Genomic DNA, 16,003 nt, shown 5'->3' with positions numbered 1-16,003 from the left:
ACCGGAGACTGAACATGGCAAAGATCATTCAACTGCAACGCCCGGATGCAACCGGCAGTGCCAACGTCACCCCGGTGATCGTCGAAGACAACTGGACCGTGCTGCGCGCGACGGAAGAGCAGCCGCTCACCGAAGAGCGCATTACAGCTGCCGTGCAAAGCCAGGACGCGGTGCTGTTCCCGCTGTCGGTGTGGAAGGCCAATGAAGCGCTGCTGGCCGGCCGCGACGCGGCCCGCACCGGTGTGTGGCTGGCCCCGGAAGACGAGCCGGGCGATGCCGCCGCATACTTCGATCGCGTGTCGCTGGTGGCGGTCGACTTCCCGGTGTTCCGCGACGGCCGCGGCTTCTCCACCGCCTACCTGCTGCGTACCCGCTACAAGTGGCAGGGCCAGCTGCGCGCCATCGGCGACGTGCTGCGCGACCAGCTCAACTTCATGAAGCGCTGCGGCTTCGATGCCTTCGCCGTGCGTGCGGACAAGAGCATCGACGACGCGATCAAGGGCTTTACCGAGTTCACCGTGACCTACCAGGCGTCGGTCGACGAGCCGCTGCCGCTGTTCCGCCGCGCACGCGCCGAGGTCGGCGCGCAGCCGAGGGAAACGGCATGAGCACCGTGCTGAGCGATATCCCCGTGGTGGAGGCCGGCGCGGTATCCGCGCTGCGGCCGCCAGCGCTGTGGGTCGCGCCCGAGTACACCGACAGCATCGAAGCGCTGGAGCAGAAGGAGCGCGAGCTGGCCGAGCGCCTGGCGGGCATCGCCGGCCGCTTCTTCCGCGCGCGCTTTGCCTCGAGCCTGGCGGCCGAGGACATGGTGCTGACCGACGCGATCCTGCGCGGCAGCGAAGCCGTGCGCGCGGGCATCCGCGTGTTCACGCTGCAGACCGGGCGTCTGCACGCCGAGACCCTGGCGGTGCTGGACAAGGTGCAGGCGCACTACGGCTACACCATCGAGCGGTTCACGCCGGATGCCGAGGCGGTCGAGAACTACCTGAAGAAGCACGGGCTGAACGGCTTCTACGACAGCATCGACGCGCGCAAGTCGTGCTGCGGCATCCGCAAGGTCGAGCCGCTCAACCGCGCGCTGTCGCACGCCGACGCCTGGCTGACCGGCCAGCGCCGCGAGCAGGCCGTGACCCGCGCCGAGCTGCCGTTCGAAGAACTGGACGAAGCCCGCGGCATCCCCAAGTTCAACCCGCTGGCGGACTGGAGCGAGGCCGAGGTCTGGGCCTACCTGAAGCGCCACCAGGTGCCGCTCAACGACCTGCACGCCAAGGGCTACCCCAGCATCGGTTGCGAGCCGTGTACGCGCGCGGTACGCGCGGGCGAGGATGTGCGCGCGGGACGGTGGTGGTGGGAGTCGAAGGACTCGAAAGAGTGCGGGCTGCACGAACAGAACATCAAGCATTGAGGCCGGAACAAAATGGGCATCATGAACGACATCGCAGAAGCCACCTCGGGCGTGGCGCACCTGTTGCAGGTACAGAACGACCATCTCGACCGCCTCGAGGCGGAATCGATCTACATCATCCGCGAGGTGGTGGCCCAGTGCCGCAACCCGGCGCTGCTGTTCTCCGGCGGCAAGGATTCGATCGTGATGCTGCACCTCGCGCTGAAGGCGTTCCGCCTGGGCGAGCGCAAGATCGAGCTGCCGTTCCCGCTGGTGCATATCGACACCGGCCACAACTACCCGGAAGTGATCGCGTTCCGCGACCAGCGCGTGGCTGAGCTCGGTGCGCGCCTGGTGGTCGGCCATGTCGAGGACTCGATCAGGCGCGGCACCGTGCGCCTGCGCAAGGACACCGATTCGCGCAACGCGGCGCAGGCCGTGACGCTGCTCGAAACCATCGGCGAGCACCAGTTCGACGCGCTGATGGGCGGCGCCCGCCGCGACGAAGAGAAGGCCCGCGCCAAGGAGCGCATCTTCTCGTTCCGCGACGAGTTCGGCCAGTGGGATCCCAAGGCCCAGCGCCCCGAGCTGTGGAGCCTGTACAACGCCCGTATGGCGCCGGGCGAGCAGATGCGCGTGTTCCCGATCTCGAACTGGACCGAGCTCGACGTGTGGCAGTACATCGCCCGCGAGAAGCTGGCGCTGCCGCCGATCTACTACGCGCACCAGCGCGAAGTGGTGCGCAAGAACGGCCTGCTGGTGCCGGTCACGCCGATCACGCCCAAGCAGGACGGCGACGTCAGCGAAGTGCTGTCGGTGCGTTTCCGCACCGTCGGCGACATCAGCTGCACCTGCCCGGTGGCCAGCGTTGCCGATTCGCCGGAAGCGATCATCGCCGAGACCGCGGTGACCGAGATCACCGAGCGCGGCGCCACCCGCATGGACGACCAGACCAGCGAAGCTTCGATGGAGCGCCGCAAGAAGGAAGGCTACTTCTAAGCCGCACGCAGCAAAGGATCCAGACATGACTCACCAAGCAACCCACCAAGGCCTGCTGCGCTTCATCACCGCCGGCTCGGTCGACGACGGCAAGAGCACGCTGATCGGCCGCCTGCTGTACGACAGCAAGGCCGTGCTGTCCGACCAGCTGACCGCGCTGGCCAATGCCAAGAACAAGCGCACCGCCGGCGAGCAGATCGACTTCTCGCTGCTGACCGACGGCCTGGAAGCCGAGCGCGAGCAGGGCATCACCATCGACGTGGCCTATCGCTATTTCTCGACCGCGCGCCGCAAGTTCATCATCGCGGATACGCCGGGCCACGAGCAGTACACCCGCAACATGGTCACCGGCGCCTCGACCGCCGATGCGGCCATCGTGCTGGTCGATGCCACGCGCGTGACCGTCAAGGACGGCCGCGCCGAACTGCTGGCGCAGACCAAGCGCCATTCGGCGATCCTGAAGCTGCTGGAAATCCGGCATGTGATCGTCGCTATCAACAAGATGGACCTGGTCGACTACAGCGAGCAGACCTTCAACGAGATCCGCGCCGCCTACGCCGAACTGGCCGGGCAGCTGGGCCTGAAGGACGTGCGCTACGTGCCGGTGTCGGCGCTGCGCGGCGATAACATCGTGCACGAGAGCGATGCCATGCCGTGGTACCAGGGCGAGCCGCTGCTGCCGCTGCTGGAAGACCTGCCGGTGGAAGAGGCCGCGCCCGAGGACGACGCCGCGCTGCGCTTCCCGGTGCAGCTGGTGATCCGCCAGGACGGTTCGCAGTCGGACGACTTCCGCGGCTATGCCGGCCGCGTCGAAGCCGGCACCGTGCGCGTCGGCCAGAAGCTGCGCGTGCTGCCCGCCAACCGCGAAGCCGTGGTGGCCGAAGTGCTGACGCCCAACGGCGCGGCCGAATCGGCCAATGTCGGCGACACCGTCACCGTGCGCCTGGCCGAGGACGTCGATGTATCACGCGGTGACATGTTCGTTGCCGCCGACGCGGCCGCGGCTTCCGCGAAGAAGCTGCAGGCCGACCTGTGCTGGTTCGACGACGAGTCGCTGAACCCGGCGCGCAAGTACGTGCTCAAGCACACCACGGCGAGCGTGTTCGCGCGCGTGTCGGCGGTGGACCGCGTGCTGGACGTGCATACGCTTTCGCACGAGACCGGCCGCCACGAGATCCGCCTGAACGATATCGGCTCGGTGCAGATCTCGCTGCAGAAGCCGATCGTGTGCGATGCCTACGGCGATAATCCGGCCACCGGGGCGTTCGTGCTGATCGACGAGGCGACCAACCACACGGTGGCCGCAGGCATGATCCGTGCGTTCTCCTGATCGGTAACGAACAGGAACGCGCGGACAAGGGGCAGCAGATGGACAAGCAGGCACGGAAGACTTTCGGCAAGGTGTACCTGATCGGGGCAGGCCCCGGTGCGGCAGACCTCATTACGGTGCGTGGTGCACGGCTTTTGGGCGAAGCCCAGGTGGTGCTGCACGACGCGCTGGTGTCGCCGGAGATGCTGGCCTGGTGTCCGCAGGCCGAGCTGGTCGAAGTCGGCAAGCGCTGCGGCCAGCGCTCGACCGCGCAACTGTTCATCAACCGCCAGATCGTCGACCTCGCCGGCAAGTACCAGCGCGTGGTGCGGCTGAAGGGCGGCGACCCGATGCTGTTCGGCCGCGCCGACGAGGAACTGCAGGCGCTGGAAGCGGCCGGGATCGAGTATGAAGTCGTGCCCGGCATCACCGCCGCGCTGGCGGCCGCTTCGGCCATCGGCAAGCCGCTGACCAAACGCGGCGTGTCGCGCAGCGTGGCCTTTGCCACGCAGGCCAAGGCCACGGACGGCGAGGGCTCGGCCGATATCGAAGCCGCGGTCAAGGCCGACACGCTGGTCTACTACATGGGTCGCGACCAGGCCGCATCGATCGCCGCGCAGCTGATCGCGCACGGCAAGCCCGCCTCGACGCCGGCCTGGGTGGTGGAAGCCGCCACCACGCCGCAGCAGCGCAGCCGCGAGTTCACGCTCGGCCAGATGGCGGCCGGTGAGGCGGCGGCGTGGATCGATCCGGTACAGCCCAGCCTGCTGATGATCGGCGCCGCGCTGGCGGCGCGTGCGACCGAGGCGCCGCGGGAGGATGCGGGCGTCACGGAAGTGCGTACGCCGCGCGCCGCCTGAAGTTCTTCGCAGAAAAAAACCCCGTGCGGGACGCCGGCACGGGTTTTTTTCATTTGTGAGCGCCAGGGCGTCAGCCTGTTGCCGCCGCCCCAGGCAACGACGCCACGCAATACGCCGCAATCGCGTCCAGCACCGCATCCGACTCGCCCACCGCGGCCGCGCAATGGATGCGCAAGCCGGGATGGGCTTGCCGGCACTGGTCGATCAGCGCCGGCAAATCGCGCCGGATATGCCCGCCCTGGCCGAAGAACACCGGCACCACAGTGACCTCGGTCACGCCTGCTGCCGCCAGTTCGGCCAGCGCGTCCGCCAGCAGCGGCGACATCAGCTCCAGGAATGCCAGCCGCACCGCGCAGCCGGGCAGGGCCGCCGCCAGCTTCTGCTGCAGCCGCTCGAACGGCTCACGCCAGCGCGCATCGCGCGCGCCGTGCGCGAACAGGACCAGGGCGCGGTCGCGGGCTGCCATGGTCGTGCTCAGTGCCGGTCGACCCAACGCAGCGCCAGCAGCGCCACCATCAGGTAGAGCGTGCCCGGCACCAGCGCCGAGATAATCGGTGGCCAGGTATGCAGCAGGCCGACGTGCGAGAACAGCGTGTTCGACAGGTGGAACGACAGCCCCAGCATGATGCCGCCGAACACCTTGACACCGACCGCTCCGGCGCGCGCGTGCAGGTAGGCGAACGGCAGCGCCAGCGCCACCATCACGAACAGCGTCAGCGGGTAGATCACCTTCTTCCAGAACGCGATCTCGTAGCGCTGGGTGTCCTGCTTGTTGTCGCGCAGGTGGCGGATATAGCGGAACAGGTCCAGAGTCGACATCCGCTCAGGCGTCACCAGCAGCACCGACAGGATCTGCGGGGTCAGCTCCGAATGCATGGCCACGCGCGGGAACTTGACCTGCTCGGCGCGGAAGTCCGGCGCCAGCGCGTCGCGCGCCGGCGCACCGGGCGCGCCGGGCGCGGCTTGCGCGGATTGAGCGCCCTGGGCCTGCGGAGCCAGCTCGACGAAACGGGTCTCGCTGACGTTCTGCAGCTCCCACGACTGGCCGCCCTGGTAGCGCCCCTCCTGTGCCACGCGGATCACGCGCAGCCGGTACTGGGGATCGAACTCGTACATGGTGATGCCGGTGATGGTCTGGTCCGGCCGCAGCCCCGCCACGTTGACGAAGCGGGTGATCTCGCCCTCGCCGGCGGCATCCTTGTCGCGGTCCTTGACCCAGACCCCGGAGCGGAAGCCCGACGACACCGTCGCGCCGATCGCCTCCAGCTTGACCTTCTGCGCGTACTGCTCGGCGCGCGGGCCGATGAACTCGCCGAACAGAAAGGTCACCAGGGCCAGCGGCACCGCCAGCTTGAACAGCGAGAACAGCGCCTGGCGCGTGTTCAGGCCGGCCACGCGGAAGATGGTGTACTCGGACTGGCTGGCCAGCTGCGAGAACACATAGATCGCGCTGATCAGCACCGCGATCGGCAGCACCTCGTACACCCGCGTGGGTGCCTGCAGCAGGACGTGGAACAGCGCCACCAGCGAGGTGTACTGGGCGTTGACGTTCTCCAGCTCGTTGAGCATGTCGAAGAACACGAACAGCGACAGCACCGCGAACAGGATGAAGGCGAACACGCTATAGACCAGCCGGCCGAAATAGCGTTCGTAGACGCGCAGGATCCTCATGCCCGGCCTCCGGCGGCTGCCGCGGCATCGCGCTTGCGCAGCCCGAACACGGCGCGCCAGCCTCCCAGGCTGCGGTTCTGGCGATAGCGGAACAGCAGCAGCGCGCCCAGGAACACAGCCAGGTGGATCGGCCACCAGGCCAGCCAGAACGGCACCGAGCCGTTGCGCACCCAGGACTGCGTCAGGTTGACCAGGTTGCTGTAGGTCAGGTAGATCAGCACGGCGAACACCAGCGGGGTATAGCGGCCCAGGCGCGGGTTCACGTAGGCCAGCGGGATCGCGATCATGACGAAGTTGAAGGCCAGGATCGGCAGCGAGATGCGCCAGATCAGTTCGCCCAGGTTCTCGCGCGTGGGGTTGCGGATCAGCTCGATGGTGTCGCGGCTCTTGGGCGGCAGCTTGGCCTCGGACTCGGGCGGCTTGTTGTCCACCTTGACCGCATAGCGCTCGAACTCGACGATGCGGTAGTCGGGAACACCAGCCCCCCCGGCGGTGTAGGCAAGCTCGCGTCGCAGGGCTTGTTGAAGGATCATGCGGGTTCGGTTCCGGGCTGCCGGCCGGAGCGGGCGATGTGCCGTGCGAGGTGCCTGGCAGAACGGCTGGCTGACGGCACAGCGTGCTGTCAACGTGACCGGGGCGTATCAGCGGCGGCAGGTCGCGGGGTAAAAATCGCGGATAATGGAGGCTTTCGTGTCTAACGAGCCCCTGGAAGGAAGCGCGATGGAATTTAGCACAAAAGCCCTGGATTGGAGCAAAGCCGGCCAAAATGGTTTCCTGGCGACCAAGACCGACTGCCTGGTGGTCGGCCTGTTCGAAGGCCAGAACCTCGGCGGCGTAGCCAAGGCCCTCGATGTGGCCACCAAGGGCTTGGTGGGACGGCTGGTCAAGCAGGGCGACTTCGAAGGCATGCGCGGTACCCACCTGATGCTGCATGAAGTGGCCGGCGTGGGCGCCGCGCGCGTGCTGCTGGTGGGCCTGGGCAAGGAAGCCGACTTCACCGACAAGGCCTTTGCCGATGCGGTGCGCACCGCGGTGCGTGCCTTGTCGTCCACGCGTGCGGCCTCGGCGCTGTGGTGCCTGGCGCAACAGGCGCCGCAGCAGCGCGACGTGTCGTGGGCCGTGATCACCACCATCACGCTGGTGCGCGAGGCCGGCTACCGGCTGCTCGAGCGCCATCCCGGACTGAAGCGCGCCAACGCCCAGAATGCCGCCAGCGGCAAGCCCAACAGCAATGACAAGTCCTCGCTGCGCAAGGTCGTGATCGCGGTCGACAGCAGCGACGCCCGCGCCGCGACCCAGGCCGCGGTGCGCGGCACCGCCATCGCCAACGGCATGGAGCTGACGCGCGACCTCGGCAACCTGCCGTCCAATATCTGCACCCCGACCTACCTGGCCAATACCGCGCGCAGCATCGCCAAGCGCCACAAGCTCAAGGCCGAGATCCTCGGGCGCAAGCAGATCGAGGCGCTCAACATGGGCGCGTTCCTGGCCGTGACCAAGGGCAGCGAGGAGCCGCCCCAGTTCATCGTGCTGCGCTACGACGGCGCCGGCGCCAAGCAGGCGCCAGTGGTGCTGGTGGGCAAGGGCATCACCTTCGATACCGGCGGCATCTCGCTCAAGCCGGGCGAGGGCATGGACGAGATGAAGTACGACATGTGCGGCGCCGCCTCGGTGCTGGGCACGATCCAGGCCGTGGCCGAGATGGGCCTGAAGCTCAATGTGGTGGCGGTGGTGCCCACCTGCGAGAACATGCCCAGCGGCATCGCCACCAAGCCCGGCGACGTGGTCACCAGCATGTCGGGCCAGACCATCGAGATCCTCAACACCGACGCCGAGGGCCGCCTGATCCTGTGCGATGCGCTGACCTATGTCGAGCGCTTCAAGCCGGCCGCGGTTATCGACGTCGCCACCCTGACGGGCGCCTGCATCATCGCGCTCGGCCACGTCAACAGCGGCCTGTACGCGCGCTCCGACGCGCTTGCGGACGCGCTGCTGCAAGCTGGCCGCCGCGCCATGGACACCGCCTGGCGCATGCCGCTGGACGACGAATACCAGGACCAGCTCAAGTCCAACTTTGCCGACATGGGCAATATCGGCGGCCGCCCGGCCGGCAGCGTCACCGCGGCCTGCTTCCTGGCGCGCTTCACCGAGAAATACGACTGGGCTCACCTCGACATCGCCGGCACCGCGTGGAAGAGCGGCGCGGCCAAGGGCGCCACCGGCCGTCCGGTGCCGCTGCTGACGCAGTTCCTGATGGACCGCGCGGCCTGAGCGCGGCGCTACCGAGCAGGAGCCACAACCGTCCATGACGCGCATCGACTTCCACAGCAACGTGCCGGACGTGCTCGGCTATGTCTGCCGGCTGGTCCGCAAGGCCTACGGCGCCGGGCAGAAGGTGGTGATCCACGGCGCGCCGGCGCAGCTGGCGGACCTCGACGCGCGCCTGTGGACCTTCTCCCCGCTGGACTTCCTGCCGCATTGCGGGCTGGAAAGCCCGAACGCGGCGGTGACGCCGATCCTGCTGGCCGCCACCACCGAGGGCGTGCCGCACCACCAGCTGCTGATCAACCTGGCTGACCAGGCGCCGGCGCAGTTTGCCAGCTTCGAGCGGCTGATCGAGGTGGTCGGCGCCGGCGATGCCGCGCGCGAGGCCGGCCGCCAGCGCTATCGCTTCTACCGCGAACGCGGCTATCCGCTGACGCACCATGACATCGGCCAGCCCAAGGGAGACGCCGCATGAGCGAACGCACCACCTCGCGGGTGATCCCGCGGCCGGAACCGCACGACAGCATCCCGCTGCTGACCGAGGTCGTCGACCTGCCCGATGCCGACACCGCAGCCGACACCGAAGCGCCGGCGCAGGCGGGCGCCGCGGCGGACGACGGCGTGATCGACACCTTTGGCATGGACGATGCCGGCATGGTGATGCAGGTGGGCGACACCGGCGACGCCGCGCTGGACGACGCCATCGTGCCGGCCCCGCCTGCCGCGCAGACGGACACCGCCACGGACACCGGCGATGACGACCTGCGCGCAGTACGCACCGAGTTGCTGAGCCGCGTGATGATGCGCTTTCGCACCGAATGGCCGCAGGTGGTCGCGGCCCACACCGAAGCCACGCTGCAGTCCCGGCTGGCGCCGCTGACGGCACAACTGGCCAGCGAGCTGACGCAGTCGCTGGAAGCGCGGCTGGTGGAGTGGCTGGACGCGACGCTGGAGGAGATGGAGAAGGCGCCGGGCGAGGATTGAAGCCTGAGCCATCGCTCGGGTTTTATCCCCTCTCCTGTATAGACCGGGGACATGGTGGACGCATGTGCGAGGACATGGTGGACACATTGTAGACGTCAGGGGGTTACGTCCCTAGGTGATGCTTGTGGCCTGCACGCCGCAGCGGCGTGCAGGCTAATTTCGCCGATTTCAAAGCGGCTGAACCATATGGTTAACACGCCGTCGCGCCGGGTCGGGCGTAGCGCGATCCACTGGCCGATGAACGCCTTGCCGATCTTGATGCGCCGGTTGCCAACCATGATCCGTGCGCTGCTGTCGACCTTGTAGACACGGTCGCCGCTCTGGTACTGCACCTCCGGCAGCGCCTCCGGGTAGGCTACGTTGCTCACGCGATAGCGTTGGGCCGGCACCTGCATGTCCAGGGCCTGATGGGGCCGCTCGTGGTTGTACACGTACCGATATCGATCGAAGACCTGCTGCGCCTCGGTGTTGTCCACGAAACGGCGGTGCTGCAGGACTTCGGCCTTCAGGGTGCGGTGGAACCGCTCGTCCTTGCCCTGTGTTTGTGGGTGATAGGGCCGTGAGTGGCTGACCCGGATGCCCAGTTGCATTAACCAGACCGTCAGCCTGGTGTAGCCCAGTCCCTCTTCGTCGCCGCCTCCCCATGGAGGGCCGTTATCCATGGTGATGCGCCGGGGCAGGCCGTAGCGGCGGAAGGCCTCGATCAGCTGCTGCTGCACCGTCTGGCGGCGCTGGTCCGCGCAGGCTGCCAGGCACAGGTTGAAGCGGGAATGGTCGTCGATCAGCGTGAGCGGAAAGCAGACGCCGTGCTCATTGGGCACCTGACCCTTGAAGTCCATCTGCAGCAGCTCGTTGGGTTCGTCGTGCTCGAACCGCCGCCAGGGGGTGGCCTGGGCGCTGGCCTGCGGATCGATCAGACCATGCCGATGCAGGATCGAGGTCACCGTGCTGGGCGCAGGCACCTCGGCGTGGCCCAGGTCGGACAGCCTGCGGCTGATCTTGCGCCCACCCCAGGTCGGGTGTTCGCGGCGCAGCATCAGCACCAGTTCCTCCAGGAAATCAGCGGTGCGCTCGGGGCTGTGGTGCGGCCGCCGGGGCCGGTCGGCCAAGCCCGCGGCGCCTTCCTGCCGATGCCGGGCCAGCCACTTATAAGCGGTTTGTGGACTGATCGAGAACCGTCGGCACAGCTCCCGACGGTTGCATCCCGGCTGGGAAGCCAGGGCAATGAACTCCAGGCGAAGGCTCATGGTGTCTCGGGCGCTCCACGGCATGGTTCGTTCTCCCGGGCAGATATCTGCCCGGGAGTGTCAACCATGTCCTCGCACACCTGTCACCTATGTCCCCGGTCCATACACTCTCCCTCTGGGAGAGGGGCGGCATGCGAGACGCCTCAATCCGTCACCGCCCCCTTGCTCGCCGTCGATGCCAGTCGCGCAAACTTCGCCAGCACCCCGCGCGTATAGCGCGGCGCCGGTGCCTTCCAGCTGGCGCGGCGCCGGGCCAGTTCTTCTTCCGACACGTTCAGTTGCAGCAGCAACTGGTGCGCGTCGATGGTGATCGAGTCGCCCTCTTGCACCAGCGCGATGGTGCCGCCGACGTACGCTTCCGGCGCGACGTGGCCGACCACCATGCCCCAGGTGCCGCCCGAGAAGCGGCCATCGGTGATAAAGCCGACCGACTCGCCCAGGCCCTTGCCGATGATGGCGGAGGTCGGCGCCAGCATTTCCGGCATGCCGGGGCCGCCCTTGGGGCCGAGGTAGCGCAGCACCAGGATGTCGCCGGGGTTGATGCGGTCGGCCAGGATCGCGTCCATCGCGCTCTGCTCGTCCTCGAACACGCGCGCCGGGCCGGTGATGACCGGGTTCTTCAGTCCGGTGATCTTGGCGACCGCGCCTTCCTCGGCGAGGTTGCCCTTGAGGATGGCCAGGTGGCCCTCGGCGTAGAGCGCCCGCTCGATCGGCAGGATCACGTCCTGGTCGGCGCGCGGGGCGTCGGGCACGTGCTCGAGTTCCTCGGCCAGCGTGCGACCGGTGATGGTGATGCAGCCGCCGTGCATCAGGCCGGCCTTGAGCAGGATCTTCATCACCTGCGGGATGCCGCCGGCGCGGTGCAGGTCGGTCGCCACGTACTGGCCCGAGGGCTTGAGGTTGCAGAGTACCGGCACCTTGCGGCGGATGCGCTCGAAGTCGTCGATGGTCCATTCCACCTCGGCGGCATGCGCGATCGCCAGATAGTGCAGCACCGCGTTGGTGGAGCCGCCGGTGGCCATGATCAGCGCCACCGCGTTCTCGATCGACTCGCGCGTGATGATGTCGCGCGGCTTGAGGTCGCGCTTGACGGCCTCGACCAGCACGCGCGCCGATTCGGCGGCGCTGTCGACCTTTTCCTGGTCCGGGTTGGCCATGGTCGACGAATACAGCAGCGACATGCCCAGCGCCTCGAACGACGAGCTCATGGTGTTGGCGGTGTACATGCCGCCGCACGAGCCGGTGGACGGGCACGCGTTCCGCTCCACCCCTTCGAAATCTTCCTCGCTCATGCGCCCCGCGGTGAACTCGCCCACGGCCTCGAACGACGACACGATGGTCAGGTCCTTGCCCTTCCAGTGGCCCGGCTTGATGGTGCCGCCGTAGACGTAGATGCCCGGCACGTTGGTGCGTGCCAGCGCGATCATGCCCCCCGGCATGTTCTTGTCGCAGCCGCCGATCACCACCACGCCGTCCATCCACTGGCCCTGGGCCGCGGTCTCGATGCAGTCGGCGATGACCTCGCGCGAGATCAGCGAATACTTCATGCCCTCGGTGCCCATCGACATGCCGTCGGATATGGTCGGGGTGCCGAACACCTGCGGGTTGGCGCCGGCGGCCCGGATCGCCTCGATGGCCGCGTCGGCCAGGCGCTGCAGGCCGGCATTGCACGGCGTGATGGTCGAATGCCCGTTGGCGATGCCCACCATCGGCTTGTCGAAGTCGTCCTTCTGGTAGCCGAGCGCGTAGTACATCGAGCGATTGGGGGAGCGTGCCACGCCTTGCGTGATGTGCCGGGAGCGCTTGTTGAATGCCATGGTGGGGTCTCCGGAGATTCTTGTTGTGTGCTGCCGCGCGGGCGCGCAGGCGCAAAGGGATGGGCCAAGAATGACGCCTGCGTTTTGGCATGTCAAATGGATTATTCGGCCGCTGGCGGGCCCCGGCCCGAGGTCCGGCTTGCGGGTCACGGCGGGGATTTATGACATCATTACGGCCTACGATGCGTGCACGGGCCTGGCATTGGCATTGCCGTGCAACCTTCGCCGCACCCGCGCGTCATACCTGGGCCGCATGGCCGGCGCCGCCGCTGCCCCACAACCACCATTCACGCCAACATGCTGATTCATCCCCAGTTCGACCCGGTTGCCATCCACCTGGGCCCGCTCGCGATCCGCTGGTACGGGCTGATGTACCTGGCCGGGTTCGTCATGTTCCTGTGGTTCGGGCGCCTGCGCATCCGCCAGCCGCATATCGCCGCCAAGGGCTGGACCACGCGCGACCTCGACGACATGCTGTTTTTCGGCGTGCTGGGCGTGATCCTGGGCGGGCGGCTCGGCTACGTGCTGTTCTACAAGCCGTCGTACTACCTGTCGCATCCGATGGAGATCTTCAAGGTGTGGGAGGGCGGCATGGCCTTCCATGGCGGCTTTCTTGGGGTGGTGGTGGCGATGTGGCTGTTCGGCCGGCTGCGCCGGCGCCACTGGATGGAAGTGACCGACTTCATCGCGCCGATGATCCCGTGCGGGCTGGCCGCCGGGCGCATCGGCAACTTCATCAACGGCGAGCTGTGGGGCCGCGCCACCGACCTGCCGTGGGGCATGATCTTCCCGCAGGCTGGCGACAACATCCCGCGCCATCCGTCGCAGCTCTACCAGTTTGCCGGCGAGGGCGTGGCGCTGTTCATCATCCTGTGGCTGTTCGCGCGCAAGCCGCGGCCGATGGGCGCGGTGTCGGGTGTGTTTCTGATCGGCTATGGCGCGTTCCGCTTCGCCGCGGAATTCGCGCGCGAGCCCGACAACTTCCTGGGCCTGCTGGCGCTGAAGCTGTCGATGGGCCAGTGGCTGAGCCTGCCGATGATCCTGGCGGGCATCGCCATGGTGATCTGGGCCTACCGCCGCCAGCCCGGCGCCGGCGCGCCGCAGCCGGCGGCCTGAGCCCCGCCTGCCCAGCGCGCTGCTAGCGGCCGGCGCGGCGCAGTGCGTCGATGCGCGCCTGCGTGTGCGGGTGCGTCGACAGGAAGTCCTCGCCACGCTCCGCCTGCGCTTCGTCGGGCTTGCCCTCGCGCTGCTCCAGCGCCACCAGCACGTCGGCCAGCGCCGCCGGCGGCAGGCCGTTGCGCTGCATCACGTCGATGGCATAGGCGTCGGCCTCGCGCTCGTGGTCGCGCGAATAGCGCAAGGTCAGCATGGCAGCAGGCACGCCCGCCAGCACCGACGAGATATCGCCGAACAGGTAGGCCGACAACGCCGCCAGGGCCGAGCCCTGGATCACTTGCTGCAGCCCGTGGCGTCGCGCCACGTGGCCCGCCTCGTGGGCCAGCACGCCCATCAGGCCGGCGCCGGTGCCCGCCAGGCCGACCAGCTCGTCGGTGACGATGATGGTGCCACCCGGCAAGGCCAGCGCATTGGCCCCGATTTCGCCGCCCTGGCGGAACAGAATCTGGTAGTCGTGCGCCGTATCGCGCGGACGCCGTAGCGCCGCGAAGCCGGCGCGGATCTTCGCCTGCTCGGCGGCCGGCAGCTGCGTCGGCGCGAGCATGCCATTGTCCAGGCTCTCCAGCGTCAGCTGGCCGAGCCGGGCCTCCAGTTCGGCTGGCACCGCGCGTGCCATCATGCCCGCGCCCCACGGCAGCAGAACGTAGTAGCCCAGCACCAGCACCGCGACCAGCGCCGCCACGGCCAGGCCGGCGAGGCGCCAACTGTTCTGCGCGCGCGTCACCAGGCCGTCGCGGTGGCCGGTGGCCGCCAGCAGCCGGTCGAAGGCGGCATGGTCGGTGATCTCGCAGAAGGCGCCGTCGGCGAAAGTGACCAGCCGCGGCGCGCGGCGCACGCGCTCCGACACGCGCAGCTGCGACAGCGGCGCGCGCCGCAATTCGGTGCCGTCGGCGTCGCGCAGCACGGCCTGCTGCGCTTCCACGTCCAGCGTGGCCGGATGCGCGCGCGACGAGCGCCCGTCGAAGAAGGTGACCGGGACCATGGCGCGTCAGAGCGCGATGTCGATGTCGTACCAGTCTACCGCCGCGTCGCCCAGCGCGCCCACCTGTTGCGCTGCGCCGGCGACGAAGCTGTCGAGCGGGCCCGCCGCGAGCATGGTCACGCACTGCAGCCGGTAGCGCGTGGCGCGCACGCGCGCGAACGGCAGGAACAGGCCGAGCGTCAGCGCGATCGCAACCAGGTTGGTGACAAAGATAAAGACCATGCGCGCGGCGCTGACCTCGCTGCGGAACGCGTGCGGCGCCAGCGTGGTGTGGCTCCACACCACGTTCTGCAGCCGCGCCATCAGGTAAGGGCTGACCGACAGCATGCCCAGGTAGAAGCCGGCGATGCCGAAGCCAAGCAGCGCCGCCGCGCCGAAATTGCCGATTCCCGGCGCCATCACGAAGCCAGCCGCGGCCATCACCAGCGTGCCCGCCAGCACCACGCCGAAGGCGCGCAGGTAGGCCCGGTAGAAATCGCCAGCGGCGGCGTGGAAGCCGAACGGTGCGGTGCCGAAGCGGGTGTGGTTGTGCTGGTAGCGCTTGAAGCGCTGGTGCGCCAGCGGCCCCAGCAAGCCCAGCGTTGCCACCGCGGCCAGCGGCCACAGCACGAACACCCGATAGGCCTCGGCATCGCCGCCGGTAAAGCCGAAGCGCAGCCCGCGATAGCTCGAGTTTGCCATGCGGAAGCGCAACGAGCGCACCAGCAGCAACGGGAACACGGCCAGCAGCACCAGCAGCATCGCCAGCGCCAGGAACGGCGACAAGGTTGAGGCGAACTGGAACGCGAGCACCAGCCCGAACACGATGGCCCGGCCTTTCAGGATCGCCGACGGCTTGCCGTGGTAGTCGAAGCTGGCGCCGTCCAGCCGCGTATTGCGATAGAAATACTGCAGCGTGCGCACCTTGGCCCAGGCGGAATAGATACCCAGGGTCACGATGGTCAGCAGCGCATTGACGATCCAGATTCGGAAATATTCCGAGCCGGACCCGGTGAAGCTCAGGCCCAGCGGCCGCAGCGCGGCGGCGCGAGGGCCGGCGGGCGATGCCGGTTCGGCCGGGGCGGCGGCCAGGGTGGAATCGCTGCTGCCAGCTTGCATGGCGTGACCTCCAGAGTGATGTGCGATGGATACAGGAAACCGGCGGGGATTTCCGCGGCGGCCGGCGCCTGTTTCAAAAACGCAACGATGGCAGGCAAGGCGGTTGCGGCGACGGCCTCACATTCTGACATCGATAAATAGCGCCGACGGCACAATTTGAATGGCCGCGCGCCGCCAGCGCATGCCGCAACGTCCCCACCATGGAAAA

15 protein-coding genes and 1 pseudogene are annotated in these 16,003 nt (G+C 68.1%); 9 read left to right on the top strand and 7 right to left on the bottom strand.

Annotation, left to right across the window (positions count from 1 at the left end; all coding sequences use genetic code 11):
• Positions 1–14: 14 nt before the first annotated feature.
• From ACEI37_RS23690 to cobA, 5 genes are read left to right on the top strand one after another with little or no spacing between them, the layout of a single operon-like run.
• Positions 15–608 carry a DUF934 domain-containing protein gene (locus ACEI37_RS23690; protein WP_373378405.1) on the top strand — a complete coding sequence of 198 codons (594 nt, stop codon included), beginning with the start codon at positions 15–17 and terminating at the stop codon, positions 606–608.
• The gene (locus ACEI37_RS23685) at positions 605–1,408 is read left to right on the top strand and encodes a phosphoadenylyl-sulfate reductase (protein WP_373378404.1); all 804 of its coding nucleotides are present in this window, start codon (positions 605–607) and stop codon (positions 1,406–1,408) included. Before ACEI37_RS23690 ends, ACEI37_RS23685 begins: the two co-directional genes overlap by 4 nt.
• Positions 1,409–1,420: 12 nt before the next feature.
• Positions 1,421–2,386, top strand: coding sequence for a sulfate adenylyltransferase subunit CysD (gene cysD, locus ACEI37_RS23680; protein WP_373378403.1), 966 nt, complete (start codon positions 1,421–1,423; stop codon positions 2,384–2,386).
• Between the two features lie 25 nt (positions 2,387–2,411).
• On the top strand, positions 2,412–3,716 hold the full coding sequence (locus tag ACEI37_RS23675) for a sulfate adenylyltransferase subunit 1 (protein WP_373378402.1): 1,305 nt from the start codon (positions 2,412–2,414) through the stop codon (positions 3,714–3,716).
• Between the two features lie 38 nt (positions 3,717–3,754).
• Positions 3,755–4,555, top strand: a complete 801-nt coding sequence (gene cobA / locus ACEI37_RS23670; protein WP_373378401.1) for a uroporphyrinogen-III C-methyltransferase — start codon at positions 3,755–3,757, stop codon at positions 4,553–4,555.
• A gap of 70 nt (positions 4,556–4,625) precedes the next feature.
• Here the strand turns inward: cobA and ACEI37_RS23665 are convergent, their stop codons facing one another.
• The 3 genes and pseudogenes from ACEI37_RS23665 to ACEI37_RS23655 form a co-directional block, all read right to left on the bottom strand.
• Positions 4,626–5,021 (bottom strand): sirohydrochlorin chelatase, encoded by a 396-nt coding sequence (locus ACEI37_RS23665; RefSeq protein ID WP_373378400.1) that lies wholly within the window; start codon positions 5,019–5,021, stop codon positions 4,626–4,628.
• A gap of 8 nt (positions 5,022–5,029) precedes the next feature.
• Entirely contained in the window at positions 5,030–6,226 is a 1,197-nt protein-coding gene (lptG, locus tag ACEI37_RS23660) for an LPS export ABC transporter permease LptG (RefSeq protein ID WP_373378399.1), read from the bottom strand.
• Positions 6,223–6,759, bottom strand: a pseudogene (locus ACEI37_RS23655) (LptF/LptG family permease); the annotation flags it as partial. The pseudogene ACEI37_RS23655 and the gene lptG, both read right to left, overlap by 4 nt.
• Before the next feature lie 187 nt (positions 6,760–6,946).
• Here ACEI37_RS23655 and ACEI37_RS23650 point away from each other — a divergent pair.
• From ACEI37_RS23650 to ACEI37_RS23640, 3 genes are read left to right on the top strand one after another with little or no spacing between them, the layout of a single operon-like run.
• Positions 6,947–8,497 carry a leucyl aminopeptidase gene (locus ACEI37_RS23650; RefSeq protein WP_373378398.1) on the top strand — a complete coding sequence of 517 codons (1,551 nt, stop codon included), beginning with the start codon at positions 6,947–6,949 and terminating at the stop codon, positions 8,495–8,497.
• A gap of 34 nt (positions 8,498–8,531) precedes the next feature.
• A complete protein-coding gene (locus ACEI37_RS23645) occupies positions 8,532–8,966 on the top strand; it encodes a DNA polymerase III subunit chi (RefSeq protein WP_252666626.1) in 435 nt (144 codons plus the stop codon).
• Positions 8,963–9,475, top strand: a complete 513-nt coding sequence (locus ACEI37_RS23640) for a hypothetical protein (RefSeq protein ID WP_373378397.1) — start codon at positions 8,963–8,965, stop codon at positions 9,473–9,475. Before ACEI37_RS23645 ends, ACEI37_RS23640 begins: the two co-directional genes overlap by 4 nt.
• Before the next feature lie 95 nt (positions 9,476–9,570).
• On the opposite strand, the gene ACEI37_RS23635 is transcribed toward ACEI37_RS23640, so the two are convergent.
• Together ACEI37_RS23635 and ilvD are read right to left on the bottom strand one after the other, a co-directional pair.
• Entirely contained in the window at positions 9,571–10,746 is a 1,176-nt protein-coding gene (locus ACEI37_RS23635) for an IS481 family transposase (protein WP_174080471.1), read from the bottom strand.
• 119 nt (positions 10,747–10,865) lie between these two features.
• Positions 10,866–12,539, bottom strand: coding sequence for a dihydroxy-acid dehydratase (ilvD, locus tag ACEI37_RS23630; protein WP_373378396.1), 1,674 nt, complete (start codon positions 12,537–12,539; stop codon positions 10,866–10,868).
• A 297-nt stretch (positions 12,540–12,836) separates the two neighbouring features.
• On the opposite strand from ilvD, the gene lgt reads away from it, so the two are divergent.
• Positions 12,837–13,655, top strand: a complete 819-nt coding sequence (gene lgt, locus ACEI37_RS23625; RefSeq protein WP_111519288.1) for a prolipoprotein diacylglyceryl transferase — start codon at positions 12,837–12,839, stop codon at positions 13,653–13,655.
• Positions 13,656–13,677: 22 nt separating this feature from the next.
• Here the strand turns inward: lgt and ACEI37_RS23620 are convergent, their stop codons facing one another.
• Together ACEI37_RS23620 and ACEI37_RS23615 are read right to left on the bottom strand one after the other, a co-directional pair.
• Positions 13,678–14,697: a M48 family metallopeptidase gene (locus ACEI37_RS23620; RefSeq protein WP_373378395.1), complete on the bottom strand. Its 1,020-nt coding sequence runs from the start codon at positions 14,695–14,697 to the stop codon at positions 13,678–13,680.
• A gap of 6 nt (positions 14,698–14,703) precedes the next feature.
• Complete coding sequence (locus tag ACEI37_RS23615) at positions 14,704–15,795, bottom strand: YjgN family protein (RefSeq protein ID WP_373378394.1); 1,092 nt, start codon at positions 15,793–15,795, stop codon at positions 14,704–14,706.
• Positions 15,796–16,003: the final 208 nt, after the last annotated feature.

Source organism: Cupriavidus nantongensis, from assembly GCF_041726985.1.
In the GTDB taxonomy this organism is placed as follows: Bacteria; Pseudomonadota; Gammaproteobacteria; order Burkholderiales; family Burkholderiaceae; genus Cupriavidus; species Cupriavidus nantongensis_A.
This window is presented reverse-complemented; position numbering and strand designations above follow the sequence as displayed.